The 16,823-nt window shown below is 64.2% G+C and carries 17 protein-coding genes; 12 read left to right on the top strand and 5 right to left on the bottom strand.

Features of this window, described 5'->3' with window-relative positions; all coding sequences use genetic code 11:
* The first annotated feature begins 94 nt into the window (after positions 1-94).
* From ACNFIC_RS03615 to ACNFIC_RS03600, 4 genes are all read left to right on the top strand, one after another.
* Positions 95-2,080: a sigma-54-dependent Fis family transcriptional regulator gene (locus tag ACNFIC_RS03615; RefSeq protein ID WP_416779951.1), complete on the top strand. Its 1,986-nt coding sequence runs from the start codon at positions 95-97 to the stop codon at positions 2,078-2,080.
* 66 nt (positions 2,081-2,146) lie between these two features.
* Complete coding sequence (mpl, locus tag ACNFIC_RS03610; protein WP_138221376.1) at positions 2,147-3,496, top strand: UDP-N-acetylmuramate:L-alanyl-gamma-D-glutamyl-meso-diaminopimelate ligase; 1,350 nt, start codon at positions 2,147-2,149, stop codon at positions 3,494-3,496.
* A complete protein-coding gene (gene ubiX, locus ACNFIC_RS03605) occupies positions 3,493-4,122 on the top strand; it encodes a flavin prenyltransferase UbiX (RefSeq protein WP_138221377.1) in 630 nt (209 codons plus the stop codon). The genes mpl and ubiX overlap by 4 nt, the downstream gene beginning before the upstream one ends.
* Positions 4,123-4,145: 23 nt before the next feature.
* The gene (locus ACNFIC_RS03600) at positions 4,146-4,406 is read left to right on the top strand and encodes a YceK/YidQ family lipoprotein (protein WP_138221430.1); all 261 of its coding nucleotides are present in this window, start codon (positions 4,146-4,148) and stop codon (positions 4,404-4,406) included.
* 63 nt (positions 4,407-4,469) lie between these two features.
* Here the strand turns inward: ACNFIC_RS03600 and ACNFIC_RS03595 are convergent, their stop codons facing one another.
* The 3 genes from ACNFIC_RS03595 to ACNFIC_RS03585 form a co-directional block, all read right to left on the bottom strand.
* The gene (locus tag ACNFIC_RS03595) at positions 4,470-5,111 is read right to left on the bottom strand and encodes an oxidoreductase (RefSeq protein WP_138221378.1); all 642 of its coding nucleotides are present in this window, start codon (positions 5,109-5,111) and stop codon (positions 4,470-4,472) included.
* 26 nt (positions 5,112-5,137) lie between these two features.
* The gene (locus tag ACNFIC_RS03590; protein ID WP_416779948.1) at positions 5,138-6,871 is read right to left on the bottom strand and encodes a C13 family peptidase; all 1,734 of its coding nucleotides are present in this window, start codon (positions 6,869-6,871) and stop codon (positions 5,138-5,140) included.
* Positions 6,872-6,986: 115 nt separating this feature from the next.
* Positions 6,987-7,442 carry a MaoC family dehydratase gene (locus ACNFIC_RS03585; RefSeq protein WP_138221380.1) on the bottom strand — a complete coding sequence of 152 codons (456 nt, stop codon included), beginning with the start codon at positions 7,440-7,442 and terminating at the stop codon, positions 6,987-6,989.
* Positions 7,443-7,590: 148 nt separating this feature from the next.
* Here ACNFIC_RS03585 and ACNFIC_RS03580 point away from each other — a divergent pair, with 148 nt between their 5' ends.
* The 3 genes from ACNFIC_RS03580 to ACNFIC_RS03570 are packed head-to-tail and all read left to right on the top strand — an operon-like array spanning position 7,591 to position 9,266.
* Positions 7,591-7,953: a CidA/LrgA family protein gene (locus tag ACNFIC_RS03580; protein ID WP_138221381.1), complete on the top strand. Its 363-nt coding sequence runs from the start codon at positions 7,591-7,593 to the stop codon at positions 7,951-7,953.
* Positions 7,950-8,666: an LrgB family protein gene (locus tag ACNFIC_RS03575; protein WP_138221382.1), complete on the top strand. Its 717-nt coding sequence runs from the start codon at positions 7,950-7,952 to the stop codon at positions 8,664-8,666. Before ACNFIC_RS03580 ends, ACNFIC_RS03575 begins: the two co-directional genes overlap by 4 nt.
* Before the next feature lie 9 nt (positions 8,667-8,675).
* On the top strand, positions 8,676-9,266 hold the full coding sequence (locus ACNFIC_RS03570) for an LON peptidase substrate-binding domain-containing protein (RefSeq protein WP_138221383.1): 591 nt from the start codon (positions 8,676-8,678) through the stop codon (positions 9,264-9,266).
* 363 nt (positions 9,267-9,629) lie between these two features.
* On the opposite strand, the gene ACNFIC_RS03565 is transcribed toward ACNFIC_RS03570, so the two are convergent.
* Both ACNFIC_RS03565 and ACNFIC_RS03560 read right to left on the bottom strand, forming a co-directional pair.
* On the bottom strand, positions 9,630-10,946 hold the full coding sequence (locus ACNFIC_RS03565; protein ID WP_138221385.1) for a bifunctional DedA family/phosphatase PAP2 family protein: 1,317 nt from the start codon (positions 10,944-10,946) through the stop codon (positions 9,630-9,632).
* Positions 10,947-10,948: 2 nt separating this feature from the next.
* Positions 10,949-11,635: a DNA-3-methyladenine glycosylase gene (locus tag ACNFIC_RS03560; protein ID WP_138221386.1), complete on the bottom strand. Its 687-nt coding sequence runs from the start codon at positions 11,633-11,635 to the stop codon at positions 10,949-10,951.
* 387 nt (positions 11,636-12,022) lie between these two features.
* Between ACNFIC_RS03560 and ACNFIC_RS03555 the strand changes: the two genes are divergently transcribed.
* The 5 genes from ACNFIC_RS03555 to mrdA are packed head-to-tail and all read left to right on the top strand — an operon-like array spanning position 12,023 to position 16,810.
* A complete protein-coding gene (locus ACNFIC_RS03555; protein WP_138221387.1) occupies positions 12,023-13,294 on the top strand; it encodes a glutamate-5-semialdehyde dehydrogenase in 1,272 nt (423 codons plus the stop codon).
* The gene (gene nadD / locus ACNFIC_RS03550) at positions 13,263-13,955 is read left to right on the top strand and encodes a nicotinate-nucleotide adenylyltransferase (RefSeq protein ID WP_416779944.1); all 693 of its coding nucleotides are present in this window, start codon (positions 13,263-13,265) and stop codon (positions 13,953-13,955) included. The genes ACNFIC_RS03555 and nadD overlap by 32 nt, the downstream gene beginning before the upstream one ends.
* A gap of 42 nt (positions 13,956-13,997) precedes the next feature.
* Positions 13,998-14,417, top strand: coding sequence for a ribosome silencing factor (gene rsfS, locus ACNFIC_RS03545; protein ID WP_138221389.1), 420 nt, complete (start codon positions 13,998-14,000; stop codon positions 14,415-14,417).
* A 9-nt stretch (positions 14,418-14,426) separates the two neighbouring features.
* Complete coding sequence (gene rlmH, locus ACNFIC_RS03540; protein ID WP_138221390.1) at positions 14,427-14,894, top strand: 23S rRNA (pseudouridine(1915)-N(3))-methyltransferase RlmH; 468 nt, start codon at positions 14,427-14,429, stop codon at positions 14,892-14,894.
* A 17-nt stretch (positions 14,895-14,911) separates the two neighbouring features.
* Positions 14,912-16,810, top strand: coding sequence for a penicillin-binding protein 2 (mrdA, locus tag ACNFIC_RS03535; protein ID WP_138221391.1), 1,899 nt, complete (start codon positions 14,912-14,914; stop codon positions 16,808-16,810).
* Positions 16,811-16,823: the final 13 nt, after the last annotated feature.

Genomic DNA, 16,823 nt, shown 5'->3' with positions numbered 1-16,823 from the left:
GGCGCGCTCGGTGACTAGGTGGTCAGGGCAGCATTGCAAAGCGCACCGGCCTGGGGGATGCTGGAGGCACGCGTATCTGCGGAGAACAACAAAAATGCAGAGCAACCCTTCCAGCCGCCATGCCCAGCAAGTGCTCACCGTCGCCCACGGCAAGGCCTGCGGGCCGGGCAGCGACCCTTCGATTGCCCGCTCCTGGCTGCGTTGCCTGGAGGACTACCACCTCGACCCCGAGCGAGCCCAGGCGCCAGTGGTGCTGGAACATGGCCGCCTGCTGGAGAGCCGTGAGGGCCTGCGCCAGGTGCTGCAGATTGCCGACACCGAGATGAACAGCCTGCACCAGCAGTTGTCCGGGGCAGGGCATGCGGTGCTGCTCACCGATGCGCGTGGCGTGATCCTCAACTGCGTCACCGCCGCCAGTGAGCGGCGCATCTTCGAGCGTGCCGGGCTGTGGCTGGGCGCCGACTGGAGCGAGGCCCGCGAAGGCACCAATGGGATCGGCACCTGTCTGGTCGAACGCCAGGCCCTGACCATCCATCAGGATGAGCATTTTCGTGGTCGCCACACCGGTCTGACCTGCTCGGCCAGCCCGGTATTCGACCCGCATGGCGAGCTGCTGGCGGTGCTCGATGTCTCGTCGGCGCGCCCGGATGTGTCGCGCCAGAGCCAGTTCCACACCATGGCCTTGGTCAACCTGTCGGCCAAGATGATCGAAAGTTGCTACTTCCTGCGTCATTACGAGCAGCAATGGCTGCTGCGTTTCCACTTGCAGGCTGAGTCGGTCGGGCTTTTCAGCGAAGGCCTGCTGGCCTTCGACGGCGATGGGCGGATCTGCGCGGCCAACCAGGGCGCGCTGCACCTGCTTGGGACCGTGCGTGGCGAGCTACTGGGTAAGCCGATGGAGCAGTTCTTTGCCTGTAGCCATGACGCGCTGTTCTGCCGTGCCACGCCTCAAGGCAGCACAGCCTGGCCTTTGCATACCCGCGATGGGCGGCAGGTGTTCGCCAGCCTGCGGGGTCGGGCACGCACACCGGTGTGGTCGGTGCCGGTGGCGTTGGGTGAGCCGCGTCGGCTCGTCGAGCCGGGCATCTGCCTGCTCGACGCTGCCTTGCAACATGAATTCAGCCGCGCCGTGCGCGTGTTCGAGCGTGATGTGCCATTGCTGCTGCGGGGCGAGACCGGCTGCGGCAAGGAGGCATTCGCCCAGGCTGTGCACCAGGCCAGTGCGCGTCGGCAGAAGCCCTTCGTGGCTATCAATTGTGCGTCGATCCCCGAGAGCTTGATCGAGAGTGAGCTGTTCGGCTACCGGGGCGGCAGTTTCACGGGGGCGCGCAAGGAAGGCATGCGCGGCAAGCTGTTGCAGGCCGACGGCGGTACGTTGCTGCTGGATGAGATCGGCGACATGCCGTTGGCCTTGCAGACCCGCCTGCTGCGGGTGCTGGAGGAGCGCCAGGTGGTACCCATCGGCGGCGAGCCGCAGGCGGTGGATGTACGCATCATCAGTGCCACGCACCGTGATTTGCTCGAACGGGTAGCGCAAGGCAGCTTCCGCGAAGACCTCTATTACCGCCTCAATGGCCTGGAAGTGTTGCTGCCGGCGCTGCGCGAACGCAGCGACAAGAGCCAGTTGCTGGACGCTCTGCTGCATCAGGAGGCCGAGGGGCAAACGGTGACCCTCGATCCGGCTGCGCGTCAGGCATTGCTGGCGTTCGACTGGCCGGGCAACGTACGGCAGATGAAGAACGTACTGCGCACCGTGGTGGCGTTGTGTGAGGAAGGGGTGGTTGGTTTTCATGATCTGCCCGCTGTCATCCGCAGCGCTGCGGTCCCTGTAGGCGCGGCCTTGTGTCGCGAAAGGGCCGCAGAGCGGCCCCCGATATCCAGCGGCGTTGGCAATTGCGCCGGGGCTGCTGCGCCGCCCTTTCGCGACACAAGGCCGCTCCTACACGCCGAACGCGATGCGCTGCTCAGCGTGCTCGAGGCAAAACGCTGGCACCTGACCCAGGTCGCGGAGCACCTGGGCATCAGCCGCAACACCCTTTATCGAAAACTGCGTAAACACGGCATCGCCAGGGCCGGCTGAGCGAAACATCGGGTGCGATTTCCCGCGCCGTGGGCTACCCTGCCTCGACGTTTTGCGAGGTCGAACATGCACATTCACATTCTCGGTATCTGCGGCACTTTCATGGGTTCGCTGGCCGTGCTGGCCAAGGAGCTTGGCCACCGCGTCACGGGCTCCGACGCCAATGTTTATCCCCCCATGAGCACCCAGCTCGAAGCTCAGGGCATCGAACTCACCCAAGGCTATGACCCGGCCCAGCTGGAGCCGGCGCCAGACCTGGTGGTGATCGGCAACGCCATGTCGCGGGGTAACCCGGCGGTGGAGTACGTGCTGAACAAGGGCCTGCCCTACGTGTCAGGCCCACAGTGGCTGGCCGACCATGTGCTGCAAGGCCGCTGGGTGCTGGCGGTGGCCGGGACCCACGGCAAGACCACCACCAGCAGCATGCTGGCGTGGGTGCTCGAACATGCTGGCATGAGCCCAGGCTTCCTGATCGGCGGCGTGCCGCAGAACTTCTCGGTGTCCGCACGTCTGGGCGGCACGCCGTTCTTCGTGGTCGAGGCCGACGAGTACGACAGCGCCTTCTTCGATAAGCGTTCGAAGTTCGTGCACTACCATCCGCGTACCGCGATCCTCAATAACCTTGAGTTCGATCACGCAGACATCTTTCCCGACCTGGCGTCCATCGAGCGGCAGTTCCACCATTTGGTGCGGACTATTCCGAGCGAAGGCCTGGTCATCCATCCAACCACCGAGCCTGCCTTGGAGCGGGTGATCGGCATGGGCTGCTGGACCCCGGTACAAACCACTGGCGAGGGGGGGCAGTGGCAGGCACGCCTGCTCAGCGCCGATGGCTCGCGCTTCGAAGTGCTGTTCGATGGCCAGGTGCAAGGTGTGGTGGACTGGGCTCTGACTGGCCAGCATAACGTCGCCAACGCATTGGCTACCCTGGCAGCGGCACGCCATGTCGGTGTGGTGCCGGCCATGGGCATCGACGGCCTGAGCGCGTTCAAGAGCGTCAAGCGGCGTATGGAGAAGGTCGCCGAGGTGCAGGGCGTGACCATCTATGACGACTTCGCCCACCACCCGACGGCTATCGCCACCACCCTCGACGGTTTGCGCAAGCGCGTCGGCGAGGCGCCGGTGATCGCGGTGATCGAGCCGCGCTCCAACTCCATGAAGCTCGGCGCCCACCGCGCTGGCCTGCCGGAAAGCGTCAACGACGCCGATCAGGTGATCTGGTATGCACCGCCCAATCTCGGTTGGGACCTGGCTGGCACCGCCGCCGAGTGCACCGTGCCGAGTATCGTTGCCGACAGCCTTGAGGCAATCATCACGCGTATCAAGGGCCAGGCGCGCCCAGGCACCCATGTGGTGATCATGAGCAACGGCGGCTTCGGCGGCCTGCACGGCAAACTGGCCGAGGCCCTCCAATGAGCGGCCCGGAACGTATCACTTTGGCCATGACCGGCGCCTCCGGGGCGCAGTATGGCCTGCGCCTGCTCGATTGCCTGGTGCGCGAAGACCGCGAGGTGCACTTTCTTATCTCCAAGGCCGCGCAACTGGTGATGTCCACCGAGACCGACGTGATGCTGCCGGCCAAGCCCCAGGCCATGCAGGCGTTTCTCACCGAGTATACCGGTGCCGCCGACGGGCAGATCCGCGTGTACGGCAAGGAAGACTGGATGTCGCCGGTGGCCTCCGGGTCTGGTGCGCCGACGGCGATGGTGGTGGTGCCATGCTCTACCGGCAGCCTGTCGGCGATTGCCAGCGGCGCCTGCAACAACCTGATCGAACGTGCCGCCGACGTGACGCTGAAGGAGCGCCGCCAGTTGATTCTGGTACCACGTGAGGCGCCGCTGTCGACCATCCACCTGGAAAACATGCTCAAGTTATCGCAGATGGGCGCGGTGATCCTGCCGGCAGCGCCGGGGTTTTATCACCAGCCGCAGAGCATCGACGACCTGGTGGACTTTGTCGTGGCGCGCATCCTCAACCTGCTGAATATTCCACAGGACATGCTGCCGCGCTGGGGCGAGCACCACTACGGGGCTGACGATTGAAACGCACGCTGCTGGGCTTGCTGATGTGCTGCACCCTGGGGGGGTGTGCCACGCTACGTACGCTGGATGCCAACAAACCTGGCGCGCCGGTGGTGTATGCCGGCACGCGGCTGGATCTGTATGCGTTGAACGGTGGATGCTGCCCGCTGGATCGCTTCGGGGCCGAGGCCCCGGCGTATCCGCGTCTGGATCTGCCAGGGAGCGCGTTGCTGGATACCTTGTTGCTGCCGTTGTCGCTGCTGACGGCGGCAGGGGTGGGGTTCAATGCCAGGGGCGGGCTGTAGGCTGGCGACAGTCAGCTAATCCTGTTGCCGTTACGTTGTCGCCCCCGGCAGGGCTCTCGCCGACTACTTGCCCAGCTTGCGTAACTCGTCCGACTCGATCACCCGCACCCCGTCCTCTTCTTCAAGCGCCAAGCGCCACAGCGCCCGAGCCAGGGTGCAGGCTTCGATTCCACGATACTTGCCCGGAATCAGCTTGGAGAACGGCGCCGCGAGCGTTTCGCCCAGGCGCGGTTGGATGCGCTCGCCGAGCAACAGCGAAGGCCGCACGATGGTCAGTTGCGGCCAGTCCTGGTCCTTGAGCGCTTGCTCCATCTCGCCCTTGACCCGGTTGTAGAAGATCGACGACTTAGGGTCTGCACCCAGCGCACTGACCACCAGCAGATGGCGCGCGCCCATCTCGCGGGCACGCTTGCTGAACGCCACCACCATGTCCAGATCGACCGCGCGAAACGCCGACTCGGAGCCCGCCTGCTTGAGCGTGGTGCCCAGACAGCAAAAGGCGATATCGACGCGGCCGGCCAGCTGTGGAAGAAACACCGCCGGGTCACCCACGGGGTTTTCCAGGTGTGGATGTTCGGCCAGCGGCCGGCGGGTCGGTGCCAGCACACGGCTGATGGTGGGTTCGTTGAGCAACCGGTCGAGCAGGTGTTCACCTGTCAGACCCGTGGCACCGGCAAGCAGGACATGCTGAGGCGTCAAGTACATGATGTCTCTCCCTTGTTACACACAGCTTAGTGGTCGGCAGGTGTTTTTGCCTGTTCCACCGGCGCTGGTTGGGCCTCGTTGCGCAGTGCTGTCTCGGCCTGTTGCTTGCGCAGTCGCTGCCAGTGCGCGAGCACTGCCTGCGGGGCCCAGAGCTGCGGTTCGGAGGCGTCGAATCCTTCTCTTCGCTCTCGTTGGGCAACGCTTTGTCGCGCCAGTTCAAACGCCTGTTTCAGATCGTCCGTCTGGTTCAGCGCCTGGGCGAACAGGGCGTCGCCGAAATAGGTGAAATCAGCCTCTTCCGAACAGCCGAACGACACCCGGTCAGGTCGGGCGGCGGTCATGATCAAGGTTCGTTCATCCTTGAGCGGGGCGATGTAGCCACCGGAATAGCAGGCAGAGATGACAATCACCTTGTCGCGGTTCTTCAGCGGGGCCAGGGCGCTGGCCAGTTCGTCGGCGGACAGGTCGGCCAATTGCAGGCGCGGCTGGTCGAGCACCAGTTGGTGGTCGGGGCTGCCGTGGCTGGTCAGGTAGACGAATATCAGGTCCTCCGGGCCGCTGCGCTCGGCAATCACCCGGGCTGCACGGGACAGGCTTTCGCGGGTGGCCATGGGGCGGTCGGCCATGTGCTCGCGGTGGTTGACCAGTGTCACCTGGCCAAGGGCGCCGAAGCGTACCCTGAGCATGTTGCTGACGTAGTCGGCCTCGCGCATGAACACGCTCTGCTGGCCATCGCCGGCCACCACCAGGCTGTATAGCTGCACCGGGGGTATCGAGTGCGGCACCTTGGCCAGCGCGTCGTCGAGCAATTTGCCTTGCTTGAGCAAGGCCAGGTCCAGCGGGTCGGGCAGCAATTTGCCCTTGTCGTCGCGCACGCGCACGCCGTTGACCCAGTAGCCGGCCTCGAGACGGCCATCGGGGTGGGTCAGCCGGCCATTTCCCTGGTAGACGTCGTCGGCGAAACCACCGCTGAATTCGCTGCCGTCGGCCAGTTGCAGGGTGCCCTTGCCATTGAAGCGCCAGTCGCGGAAACCGCCCTTGTAGTGGCTGCCGTCGCTGCCCAGCAGTTCGCCTTCGCCGGTGAGCGAACCGTCCTTGAAATCGCCGATCCAGACATCGCCGTCGACGTTTTCGTAACGCCCACGGCCTTGCAGGTGGTTGTCCTTGAATTCGCCGATGTACTGCTCGCCGTCGGCGCTGTCGTAGGTGCCGGCCCCTTGCAACTGGCCGTCGATGAAGTGGCCACCGAAGCGGTTGCCGGCAGCATCGCTGCGCACCCCAGCGCCATTCGGTTTGCCGTTGGCGAACAGGCCTTGGTAGCGGCTGCCGTCGGCCAGCTCAAGCAGGCCGGCGCCGTTGTACTGGTCGTCCTTGAACTGGCCACGGTAGGTCTGGTCGTGCTGTTTGAGGGTGCCTTCGCCGTCGCGTCGGCCCTGCTTGAAGGTGCCCGCGTAGTGGCTGTCCGGTGTATTCAACTCGCCCAGGCCTTGGAACAGGCCTGCGCTGAACTGGCCACGGTAGATCTCGCCGTTGCTGCCGTGCCACTCGCCCTGGCCATGCCATTGACCATCCTTGAAGCCGCCGGCGTACCAACTGCCGTTGGGATAGTCGATGCGGCCTTCGCCTTGCAGCAAGCCGTCGACGACCTGGCCCCGGTAACGCCCGCCATCGGGCAGGCGTGCATCGGGTGGCGACAGGGGTTCACCTTCGCCACAGGCAGCGAGCAGCACGGCAAGGGTCAGGGGCAGCAGTGGGCGCATGTTGGTGTCCGGCGAAACGATGCGCCGAGTATGCCGTACTGGCCTTATCGCAGGCTATCGCCAGCACCCACAGGTCCAGCGCGGCTCGATCCTGTGGGCGCAACCCCGGCGCGGCTCAGACGAAGCAGAGCGAGAGCGGCTCGGCGATGTAGGCAGGTTTCTCCTCGCCTTCGATTTCCAGGGTTGCGGTGACCTTGAGCAGCCACTGTCCGGGCTTTTTCTCGATGGCGTCGGTCAGCTCGACTTTCAGGCGCACCTGGCTGTCGACTTTTACCGGTTGAATGAAGCGCACGCTGTCCAGGCCATAGTTGACTGCCATCTTCAGCCCCTCGGGCAGCACCAGGATATCTTCCATCAGCTTAGGGATCAGCGACAGGGTCAGGAAACCATGGGCGATGGTGGTGCCGAATGGGGTCTTGGCGGCTTTGACGGGATCAACGTGGATGAACTGGAAATCGCCGGTGGCTTCGGCGAACAGGTTGATGCGCTGCTGGTCGATCTTCAGCCAGTCGGAACGTCCCAACTCCTTGCCAACGTACTGCGAAAGCTCTGTAACCGGTACATAGGGCATCGCGACTCTCCTGAGTGTCATTTGGTACGAGGGTGCAAGATCAGCACGCCGAACCGATTCAGTCAAGTTGGCCGTTTTTCGGCGAATATCGCCTTATAGCCAGTTGCTTAGCGTGCTTATAATGGCCGCCTGCTTTCAGGAGGTCCGTATGCTGTTGCGTGGTTTGACCTGGCTGGTGCTGTTCCAGCTGCTTGGGACAGCGATCAATCACCTGTTCCTGCACATCCTGCCTGGGCCGATCATCGGCCTGTTGCTGCTGCTGGCCTACCTGATGCTGCGTGGCGAAGTGGGCAAGCCGCTCAACGAGGCAGCCAGCAGCCTGTTGCGCTATCTGCCGCTGCTGCTGGTGCCACCGGCGGTGGGGGTGATGGTGTACGCCCGCGACATCGCCGCAGATTTCTGGGCTATCGTCGGCGCGCTGTTCATCTCGTGTCTGGCGACGATGGTGTTCGTCGGCGTGTTGATGCAGAAGCTCATTCATCGCCAGGGGCGGCGTGAGGAGCAACCATGAACCTCGACTGGCACGGCGCGCTGGAGGCTGTCATCCACCACCCGCTGTTCGGCATCGGCATCACTCTGGCGGCGTATCAGTTGGTGCTGGGAGCCTACGAGAAAACCCGCTGGATCTTCTTGCAGCCGGTACTGGTGTCGATGCTAGTGGTGATCGGCATCCTACTGGTGTGCGGCATCGACTACGCCGAGTATCGCAAGAGCACCGAAATCATGAACATCCTGCTCGGGCCTGCCACCGTGGCCTTGGCAGTACCGCTGTACCTGAACTTGCGGCGCATTCGCCAGTTGTTCTGGCCGACATTTACTACGCTGGTAGTCGGAGGCCTGTTCGCCACCGTGGCGTGCCTGGCGCTGGGCTGGTGGTTTGGCGCCGAGCACATGATCCTGATGACCATGGCGCCCAAGTCGGTCACCTCGCCGATTGCCATGCTGGTTGCCGAGCAGATTGGCGGCGTGGCGGCGTTGGCGGCAGTGTTCGTGCTGATCACCGGGGTGATCGGGGCGATCTTCGGCCCTGCGCTGCTCAGCCGTTTTGGTGTGCTCAGCCCTGAAGCACGGGGCATGGCCCTTGGGGTTACTGCGCATGCCGTGGGCACTTCGGTGGCCCTGCAAGAAGGTGATGAATGTGGCGCCTTCGCCGCGCTGGCGATGAGCCTGATGGGGGTGGCCACAGCGGTGTTCCTGCCGTTGGCGGTCAGCCTGGTTGTTTGAGGAATCGTGATGACGCTACCGCTGTTTCCCCTCAATACCGTGCTGTTTCCCGGTTGCCTGCTCGATTTGCAGATTTTCGAGGCGCGCTACCTGGACATGATTGGCCGCTGCATGAAGCAGGGCGAAGGCTTTGGCGTGGTGTGCATCCTCGAAGGCGAGCAGGTGGGCAAGGCTCCACCTGCGGTGGCATCGGTGGGCTGCGAGGCGGTGATTCGTGACTTCGTGCAGCAGGATAACGGCTTGCTGGGCATTCGGGTCGAGGGTGTGCGGCGCTTTCGCGTGGCGCAGACCGAGGTGCGCAAGGACCAATTGCTGGTCGGCCAGGTGCATTGGCTGCCGGAGCAGGCCGACAGCCCCTTGATCGAGCAAGACGACGACCTGCTAGCGCTGCTGGTGGCACTGGGCGAGCATCCCATGGTCGAGGCGCTGGACATGCCGCGCGACGTTGACGGGCGCCAGGCGCTGGCCAACCAGCTGGCCTACCTGCTGCCGTTCATGGAGGAAGACAAGCTCGACTTGCTGGCGATGGACTCACCGCAATTGCGGCTTGAGGCGATCCAGACCCTGTTGGAACGGATCCAGGGCGAGTTGTTTGCCTGACCACGATCTCCTGTAGGAGCGGCCTTGCCGGGGCGCCGGACCGGCTGGAAAGGGCTGCGCAGCAGCCCCGGCAATTTTGCATGAGGCCGCAATCCTGGGACCGCTACGCGCCCCTTTCGCGACACAAGGCCGCTCTCATAGAACTACACATAATTTGTTGATTTAGAAGGAATCTGTGGGAGCGGGCTTGCCCGCGAACACCGGCGAAGCCGGTGCCATACACCGAGTCACCTTCTTCGCGGGCAAGTCGGGGCGCCGAACCGCCGCTCCCACAGGGTACGCGGAGCGCTTGCGAAATCAGTTCTCTGCGCGACAGCGCAGCCCAAAGGGCTGGGTGATCTCCTACAGGGATTTGCGCTCGGTTCAATACTGGTACCGCAACAACGCCTTGGGCAGCGCATGCAGCGCAAAGAATGACAGCAACGCGATGCACGCCGGCAAGACCAGCCACCACACCCGTTGCGACAACGCCGTGAGCGGCTGGCGGTATTGCACCAGGGTTAGGCTCAACGCACACACGCAGCAGGCCAGCAGCGCGCCTGCGAGAATGTCGGTGGGCCAGTGCACCCCCAGGTACACCCGCGACAGGGCAATCGAAAGTGCGGGAATGCAGCCCAGCAGCACCCAGGTCAGGCGCATGCGCGGGGGTTGGCCGCGCCCGGCCAGTACCGCCAGCACCAGGAAAAACGCGAACGACGCCGAACTGTGGCCGCTGGGCATGCTGTAGCTGGTTAGCGGGTCGCTCAGCACTTCGGGGCGGGCGCGGGCGAACAACCATTTCAACGTGCCGTTGGCGGTCGCCGTGCCGATCAGTGCGGCGCCGGCGAACAGCGCGTGACGCCATTGCCGGGCCAGCAGCAGCAGGCCGGTCAGCAGGCCGCCCAGGAAGAACTGGGTGCGGAAATCACCCAGACGGGTCACGACCACCACGATGCTGTCGATGGCCTGGCTGCGGTGTTCCTGCACCAAGGTCATCACGCCTTGGTCAAAGGCGCTCAGGTATGGCCAGCCGATGAACAGCGCGGCCACAGCCACGCCGCTCATGGCCGTGATCAGCCGGGTGCCGTGGCGCTGGTCGCGAATACTGCTGTTCAGGCTCAGGCCAATCAGCACCGCCAGGGTGCCGAACACGATGCCAGCGTCCAGCCAGAAACCCTCCGGCAGTGGCAGGCGCATGGCCGCACCGGTGGCCCAGCCCGGCAGCAGGTAGGCGACCGACCAGCCAGCGCCGGCCACCAGGCTGACGGCGATAAAGCGAGGCAGCGGCATGTCGCACATGCCGGCGACCATTGGCAGCATCGGCCGCAGCGGCCCAATGAAGCGGCCTACCAGCAGGCTGGCGATGCCGTAGCGCTGGAAGTACGCCTCGGCCCTGCCGATCCATTCGGGGTGGTCGCGCAGCAGTGGCAGGCGGCGAATGTTCTGGTGGAAATACTTGCCCACCGCGTACGACAACGCATCGCCCAGCACCCCGCCGAGAAAGCCCAGCAGCAGCGTTTCACCCAGACTGAAGGTGCCACTGCCTGCGAGCACCGCCACGGCGAACAGCAATACGGTGCCCGGCACGATGATGCCGGCGATGGCCAGGCACTCGATGCACGCCACCAGGAAAATTGCCAGGCCAAGCCACTGAGGGTTGGCGCTGAGCCAGCCGGTCAGGCTGTCGATCCATTCGCCCATGTTCAGTTTCCTTGTTCGAGAATGACGAAGTCGCGGCCTTCGACTTGGCCGCGACGTAACGGGTTCCGCGTGCAGAAACGCGCATATTGGGCATCGACGAAGCGGTAGGGCAGGTGCTCGTCGCGACCGTGGGGAATGCCCAGGCGCGCGGCCTGGATGACCCGTGGCACGGCGAGGCCGCAGTCTTCGACGTACAAACGCGCGTGGTCGAAGCGTTGAGCGTCCCAGTCCGGCACCTTCAAGCCCATGGCCCGGCACAGCAGGGTCTGGCCATTGCACAGGCGCTCGGGCGGGCGCAGCTTGCCGCTGGCATCGGGGTTGTTCAACTGCATCTGCGCCAGGCTGTTCGAATCCGAAAGCGCATCGGTAAACGGGTAGGCGGACTTGATCAGCACCGCATTGCCCGGCCCCTTTGCGCTGAAGTTCAGCGAATCGCCGCCGCGCGCGTAATACATGTAGATATGTCCGCCATCGAGAAACAGCGCCTTGCGTTTCTCGGTGTAGCCGAGCGAGGCGTGGCTACCCTTGTCAGTGAGGTAGTAGGCCTCGGTCTCGATGATTCGCGCGGCCAGCCACAGCTCGCCCTGGCGATGGCGAATCACCTTGCCCAGCAGTTCGCGGGCGAGGGTCTGTGCATCGCGGTCGAAAAAACTGTCGGGCAGGGCGCGGTCGGGACAGGGGGCTGGCATGCAGGCGGTTCGTGGCGATTAAAGCCGGGGATCATAGCAATGAATGGCTTAATCGAGGCTGAATCGCTTTGCGGGCATGCTTTGCGAGGGCTGTTTCATAGGTGCCCGATTTGAGCCTGTTGGGGCTGCTGTGCAGCCCTTTCGCGGCACAAGGCCGCTCCTACAGAGCCCGCGTGAGCCCGTGAATGTTGGCTTGCGCTGTGGTTGTAGGCGCTGCCTCGTGCCACGAAAGGATTGGATCTGGCTCGGATAATTCCGATACGGGTGGTTACATCTTTCCTACGCATTCTTTCCACCCATTTTCTACCATCCGCCACCCGCCGCTGGGCGTACCCGAGCGCGCCAGTTATAATCAGCCGATTTCCCCTTTGACAAGACATCGAGCCTATGACCGAGTCCGTTCTTGACTACATGACCCGCCTGGGTCGCGCCGCGCGCGAGGCCTCGCGGGTGATCGGCCGTGCCAGCACCGCGCAGAAGAACCGCGCCCTGCAGGCCGCTGCCGACGCGCTGGACGCCGCCCGCGATGCGCTCACCGCAGCCAACGAACAGGACCTGGCCAAAGGCCGCGCCAACGGCCTGGAGCCGGCGCTGCTCGACCGTCTGGCGCTCACTCCGGCGCGCATCGACAGCATGATCACTGGCCTGCGCCAGGTGGCCAGCCTGCCGGACCCGGTCGGCGCGATCCGCGACATGAGCTACCGCCCGTCGGGCATCCAGGTCGGCAAGATGCGCGTTCCGCTGGGTGTGATCGGCATCATCTACGAGTCGCGTCCGAACGTGACCATCGACGCTGCCAGCCTGTGCCTGAAGTCGGGCAATGCCACCATCCTGCGCGGCGGCTCCGAGGCCATCCACTCCAACCGCGCCATCGCCGCGTGCATCCAGCAGGGCCTGGCCAAGGCCGGCCTGCCGCCAGCGGTGGTGCAGGTGGTCGAGACTACCGACCGCGAGGCGGTTGGCGCGTTGATCAGCATGCCGGAGTTTGTCGATGTGATCGTCCCGCGTGGCGGCCGTGGCCTGATCGAGCGCATCAGCCGTGACGCGCGGGTGCCGGTAATCAAGCACCTGGATGGTATCTGCCACGTGTTCGTCGACGCACACGCCGACCTGGACAAGGCCTGGCGCGTGGCCTTCAACGCCAAGACCTACCGCTACGGCATCTGCGGCGCCATGGAGACGCTGCTGGTGGACCAGCAGGTGGCCGAAGGCTTTCTCCCGGAAATGGCCCGTCGCTTCGTCGAGAAAGGCGTCGAGCTGCGCGGCTGCCCACGCACCTGCGCACTCATCGACAGCAAGCCTGCCAGCGAAGACGACTGGCACACCGAATACCTCGACGCGATCCTGTCGATTCGTGTGGTCGATGGCCTGGACCAGGCCATCGAACACATCAACCACTACGGCTCGCACCACACCGACTCGATCATCACCGAGCATCAGGGCCAGGCCCGGCGCTTCATGGCCGAGGTCGATTCGGCGTCGGTCATGCTCAATACCCCGACCTGCTTCGCCGATGGTTTCGAATATGGCCTGGGCGCCGAGATCGGTATCTCCACCGACAAGCTGCACGCCCGTGGCCCAGTCGGCCTGGAAGGCCTGACCTGCGAGAAGTACGTGGTGATCGGTGATGGCCAACTGCGCGGCCAGGAGTCCTGCTGAGTTGAGCAAGGCTGCGGCAGTCCGGCGTATCGGCATGCTTGGCGGAACCTTCGATCCGGTGCATATCGGTCACTTGCGCAGTGCGCTGGAAGTGGCCGAGTTCATGGACCTGGACGAACTGCGCCTGTTGCCCAATGCCCGCCCGCCGCACCGCGACACCCCGCAGGTGGCGGCGCAGGACCGGCTGGCCATGGTGCGCAGAGCGGTGCAGGGCGTTGCGCGCCTGAGCGTGGACGACCGCGAACTGGCCCGCGACAAGCCGTCGTACACCCTCGACACGCTGGAGTCGGTGCGCGCCGAGCTGGGGCCCGACGACCAACTGTTCCTGGTGTTGGGTTGGGATGCCTTCTGTGGCTTGCCCAGCTGGCACCGCTGGGAAGAATTGCTGCAACACTGTCACATCCTGGTCCTGCAACGCCCGGATGCCGACGTAGAACCCCCTGATGCGCTGCGCAACTTGTTGGCAGCGCGTCAGCAGAGCGATCCCACCGCCATGTCCGGCCCGGCGGGGCACATTTCGTTCGTCTGGCAGACACCGCTCGCGGTGTCCGCCACCCAGATCCGACAGCTGCTGGCCAGTGGCAAGTCGGTTCGGTTCCTGGTGCCGGACGCCGTACTGGCCTACATCGAGGCGCACGATCTGTATCGTGCGTCCAACTGACGGCGCCACGGCGCCTCATTCAATGAGTTGAACGAGTTTTATATGACCAAGCAGAAAATCAATGGCGAAGAACTGGTCGAACTGACCAAGGCCGCGCTGGAAGACGTCAAGGCCCAGGATATCCAGGTCATCGACGTGCGTGAGAAGCACAGCCTGACCGACTACATGATCATCGCCACCGGTACCTCCAACCGCCAGATCAACGCGATGCTGGAAAAGGTCCGCGAGGCGGTCAAGGCCAAGGGCGCACAGCCTCTGGGCGAAGAAGGCAAGGGCGACAGCGACTGGGTGCTGCTGGACTTGAATGACGTCATCGTGCACATGATGACCGCTGCTGCGCGTCAGTTCTACGACCTTGAGCGTCTGTGGCTGGGTGCCGAGCAGAGCCGTTCGGCTGATGGTCGCCACCACAGCCCGGAGAACGCGCATGACTATTCCGAAAAGCTCAAGGATCGGGAATAAGGTCGCGCTGTGCGTCTGCGTCTGATTGCGGTTGGCTCGCGCATGCCCAAGTGGGTTGAGGAAGGCTGGCATGAGTATGCCAAGCGCCTGCCCCCGGAGCTTGCGCTGGAGCTGGTGGAAATCCCGCTCAACACCCGTGGCAAGAATGCCGATGTCGCCCGCCTGATCCGTCAGGAGGGCGAGGCGATGCTGAGCAAGGTGCAGCCTGGGGAACGCATCGTCACCCTGGAGGTCCATGGCAAGCCGTGGAGCACCGAGCAGTTGGCGAGCGAGCTGGATCGCTGGCGCCTGGATGCGCGTACGGTCAACCTGATGGTGGGTGGCCCGGAGGGGCTGGCGCCGGAGGTCTGTGCGCGCAGCGAGCAGCGTTGGTCGTTGTCGCCGCTGACCTTGCCGCATCCGCTGGTGCGGATTCTGCTTGGCGAGCAGATCTATCGTGCCTGGACCGTGCTGTCCGGGCACCCCTACCACAAATGAACCTGTAAGCCCGCCCGATGCCGCAGCAGATCCCCCTCAAGGACCACGAGAAAGACGCCCGCCTGGTGCGTAAACGCGTCGTCGTGGGTGCGGTGGCGATCATGCTGCTGATCTGCGTGCTGATTGCGCGCCTGTATTTCCTGCAGGTCATTCAGTACGACTATCACTCGACGCTGTCGGAGAACAACCGGGTGCATGTGCAGCCGATCCCGCCGACCCGCGGGCTGATCTTCGACCGCAACGGGGTGATCATCGCCGACAACCGTCCAAGCTTCAGCCTGGTGATGACGCGCGAGCGCGCCGGCAATCCCGGTAAGTGGCAGGAAGTGCTGGATGTGATCGTCGAGGTGCTGGAGCTGACCCCGGATGACCGGGCGTTGTTCGAGAAGCGCATGAAGCAGGGGCGACGGCCGTTCGAGCCGGTGCCGATCCTGTTCGAACTCACCGAAGAGCAGATCGCCCGTATCGCCGTGAACCAGTTCCGCCTGCCAGGCGTCGAGGTGGCTGCGCAGTTGGTCCGTCACTACCCGCAGGGCACGCATTTCGCCCATTCGGTGGGGTATGTGGGGCGCATCAACGAGAAGGAGCTCAAGACGCTCGACCCGGTCAATTACAGCGGCACCCACCATATCGGCAAGACCGGCATCGAGCGCTTCTACGAAGACGAGCTGCACGGCCAGGTGGGTTACGAGGAAGTCGAGACCAATGCCCGTGGCCGTGTGCTGCGGGTACTCAAGCGCACCGACCCCAAGCCAGGCAAGGACATCGTCCTGAGCCTCGACATCAAGTTGCAGGAGGCTGCCGAACAGGCGCTGGGTGGACGCCGTGGCGCGATCGTGGCACTCGATCCGCGCACTGGCGAGGTGTTGGCGATGGTCAGCCAGCCGAGCTTCGACCCTAACTTGTTCGTCACCGGCATCAGCTTCAAGGCCTATGCCGAACTGCGCGATTCGATCGACCGTCCGCTGTTCAACCGTGTGTTGCGTGGCCTGTACCCGCCGGGTTCGACGATCAAGCCGGCAGTGGCCATCGCCGGGTTGGACAGCGGCGTGGTCACAGCGTCCAGCCGGGTTTTCGACCCCGGTTACTACCAACTGCCCAACTATGACCATAAGTACCGCAACTGGAACCGTACCGGCGATGGCTGGGTGGATCTGGATGTGGCGATCATGCGCTCTAACGACACGTACTTCTACGATCTGGCGCACAAGATGGGCATTGATCGGTTATCCAGCTACATGAACCGCTTCGGCATTGGACAAAAAGTCTCGCTCGACATGTTCGAGGAATCTCCAGGGCTCATGCCATCGCGCGAGTGGAAACGCGCCACCCGCCGTCAGGCCTGGTTCCCGGGGGAAACCCTGATTCTCGGGATTGGCCAGGGCTACATGCAGGCGACACCCCTGCAACTGGCCCAGGCCACCGCGCTGATCGCCAACAAGGGTGTGTGGAACCGCCCGCACCTGGCCAAGACCATCGAAGGTCAGCCGCCAGTGGACCAGAACCCCATGCAAGACATTGTCCTGCGTGACAAATCCGACTGGGCCAAGGTTACCCATGGCATGGAGCAGGTGATGCACGGCGCCCGGGGGACCGCGCGCAAGGCGGCGCTGGGCTCGCAATACCGCATCGCAGGCAAGAGCGGCACGGCGCAGGTGGTGGCGATCAAGCAGGGCGAGAAGTACGACCGCAACAAGCTTCAGGAGCGCCACCGCGACCACGCGTTGTTCGTCGCCTTCGCCCCGGCCAACGACCCGAAGATCGTGGTCTCGGTGATGGTCGAGAACGGCGAGTCCGGCTCAGGTGTCGCCGCCCCCGTGGTACGTCAGGTCATGGACGCCTGGCTGCTCGACGAGAATGGCCAGCTCAAGCCTGAGTTTGGCCCCGCCACAGTCGCCCAGGAAACGGCCCCGTGAAGAACAATTTCGA

Origin of the sequence: Pseudomonas sp. NY15463, assembly GCF_048068415.1 — a bacterium.
In the GTDB taxonomy this organism is placed as follows: Bacteria; Pseudomonadota; Gammaproteobacteria; order Pseudomonadales; family Pseudomonadaceae; genus Aquipseudomonas; species Aquipseudomonas mosselii_C.
This window is presented reverse-complemented; position numbering and strand designations above follow the sequence as displayed.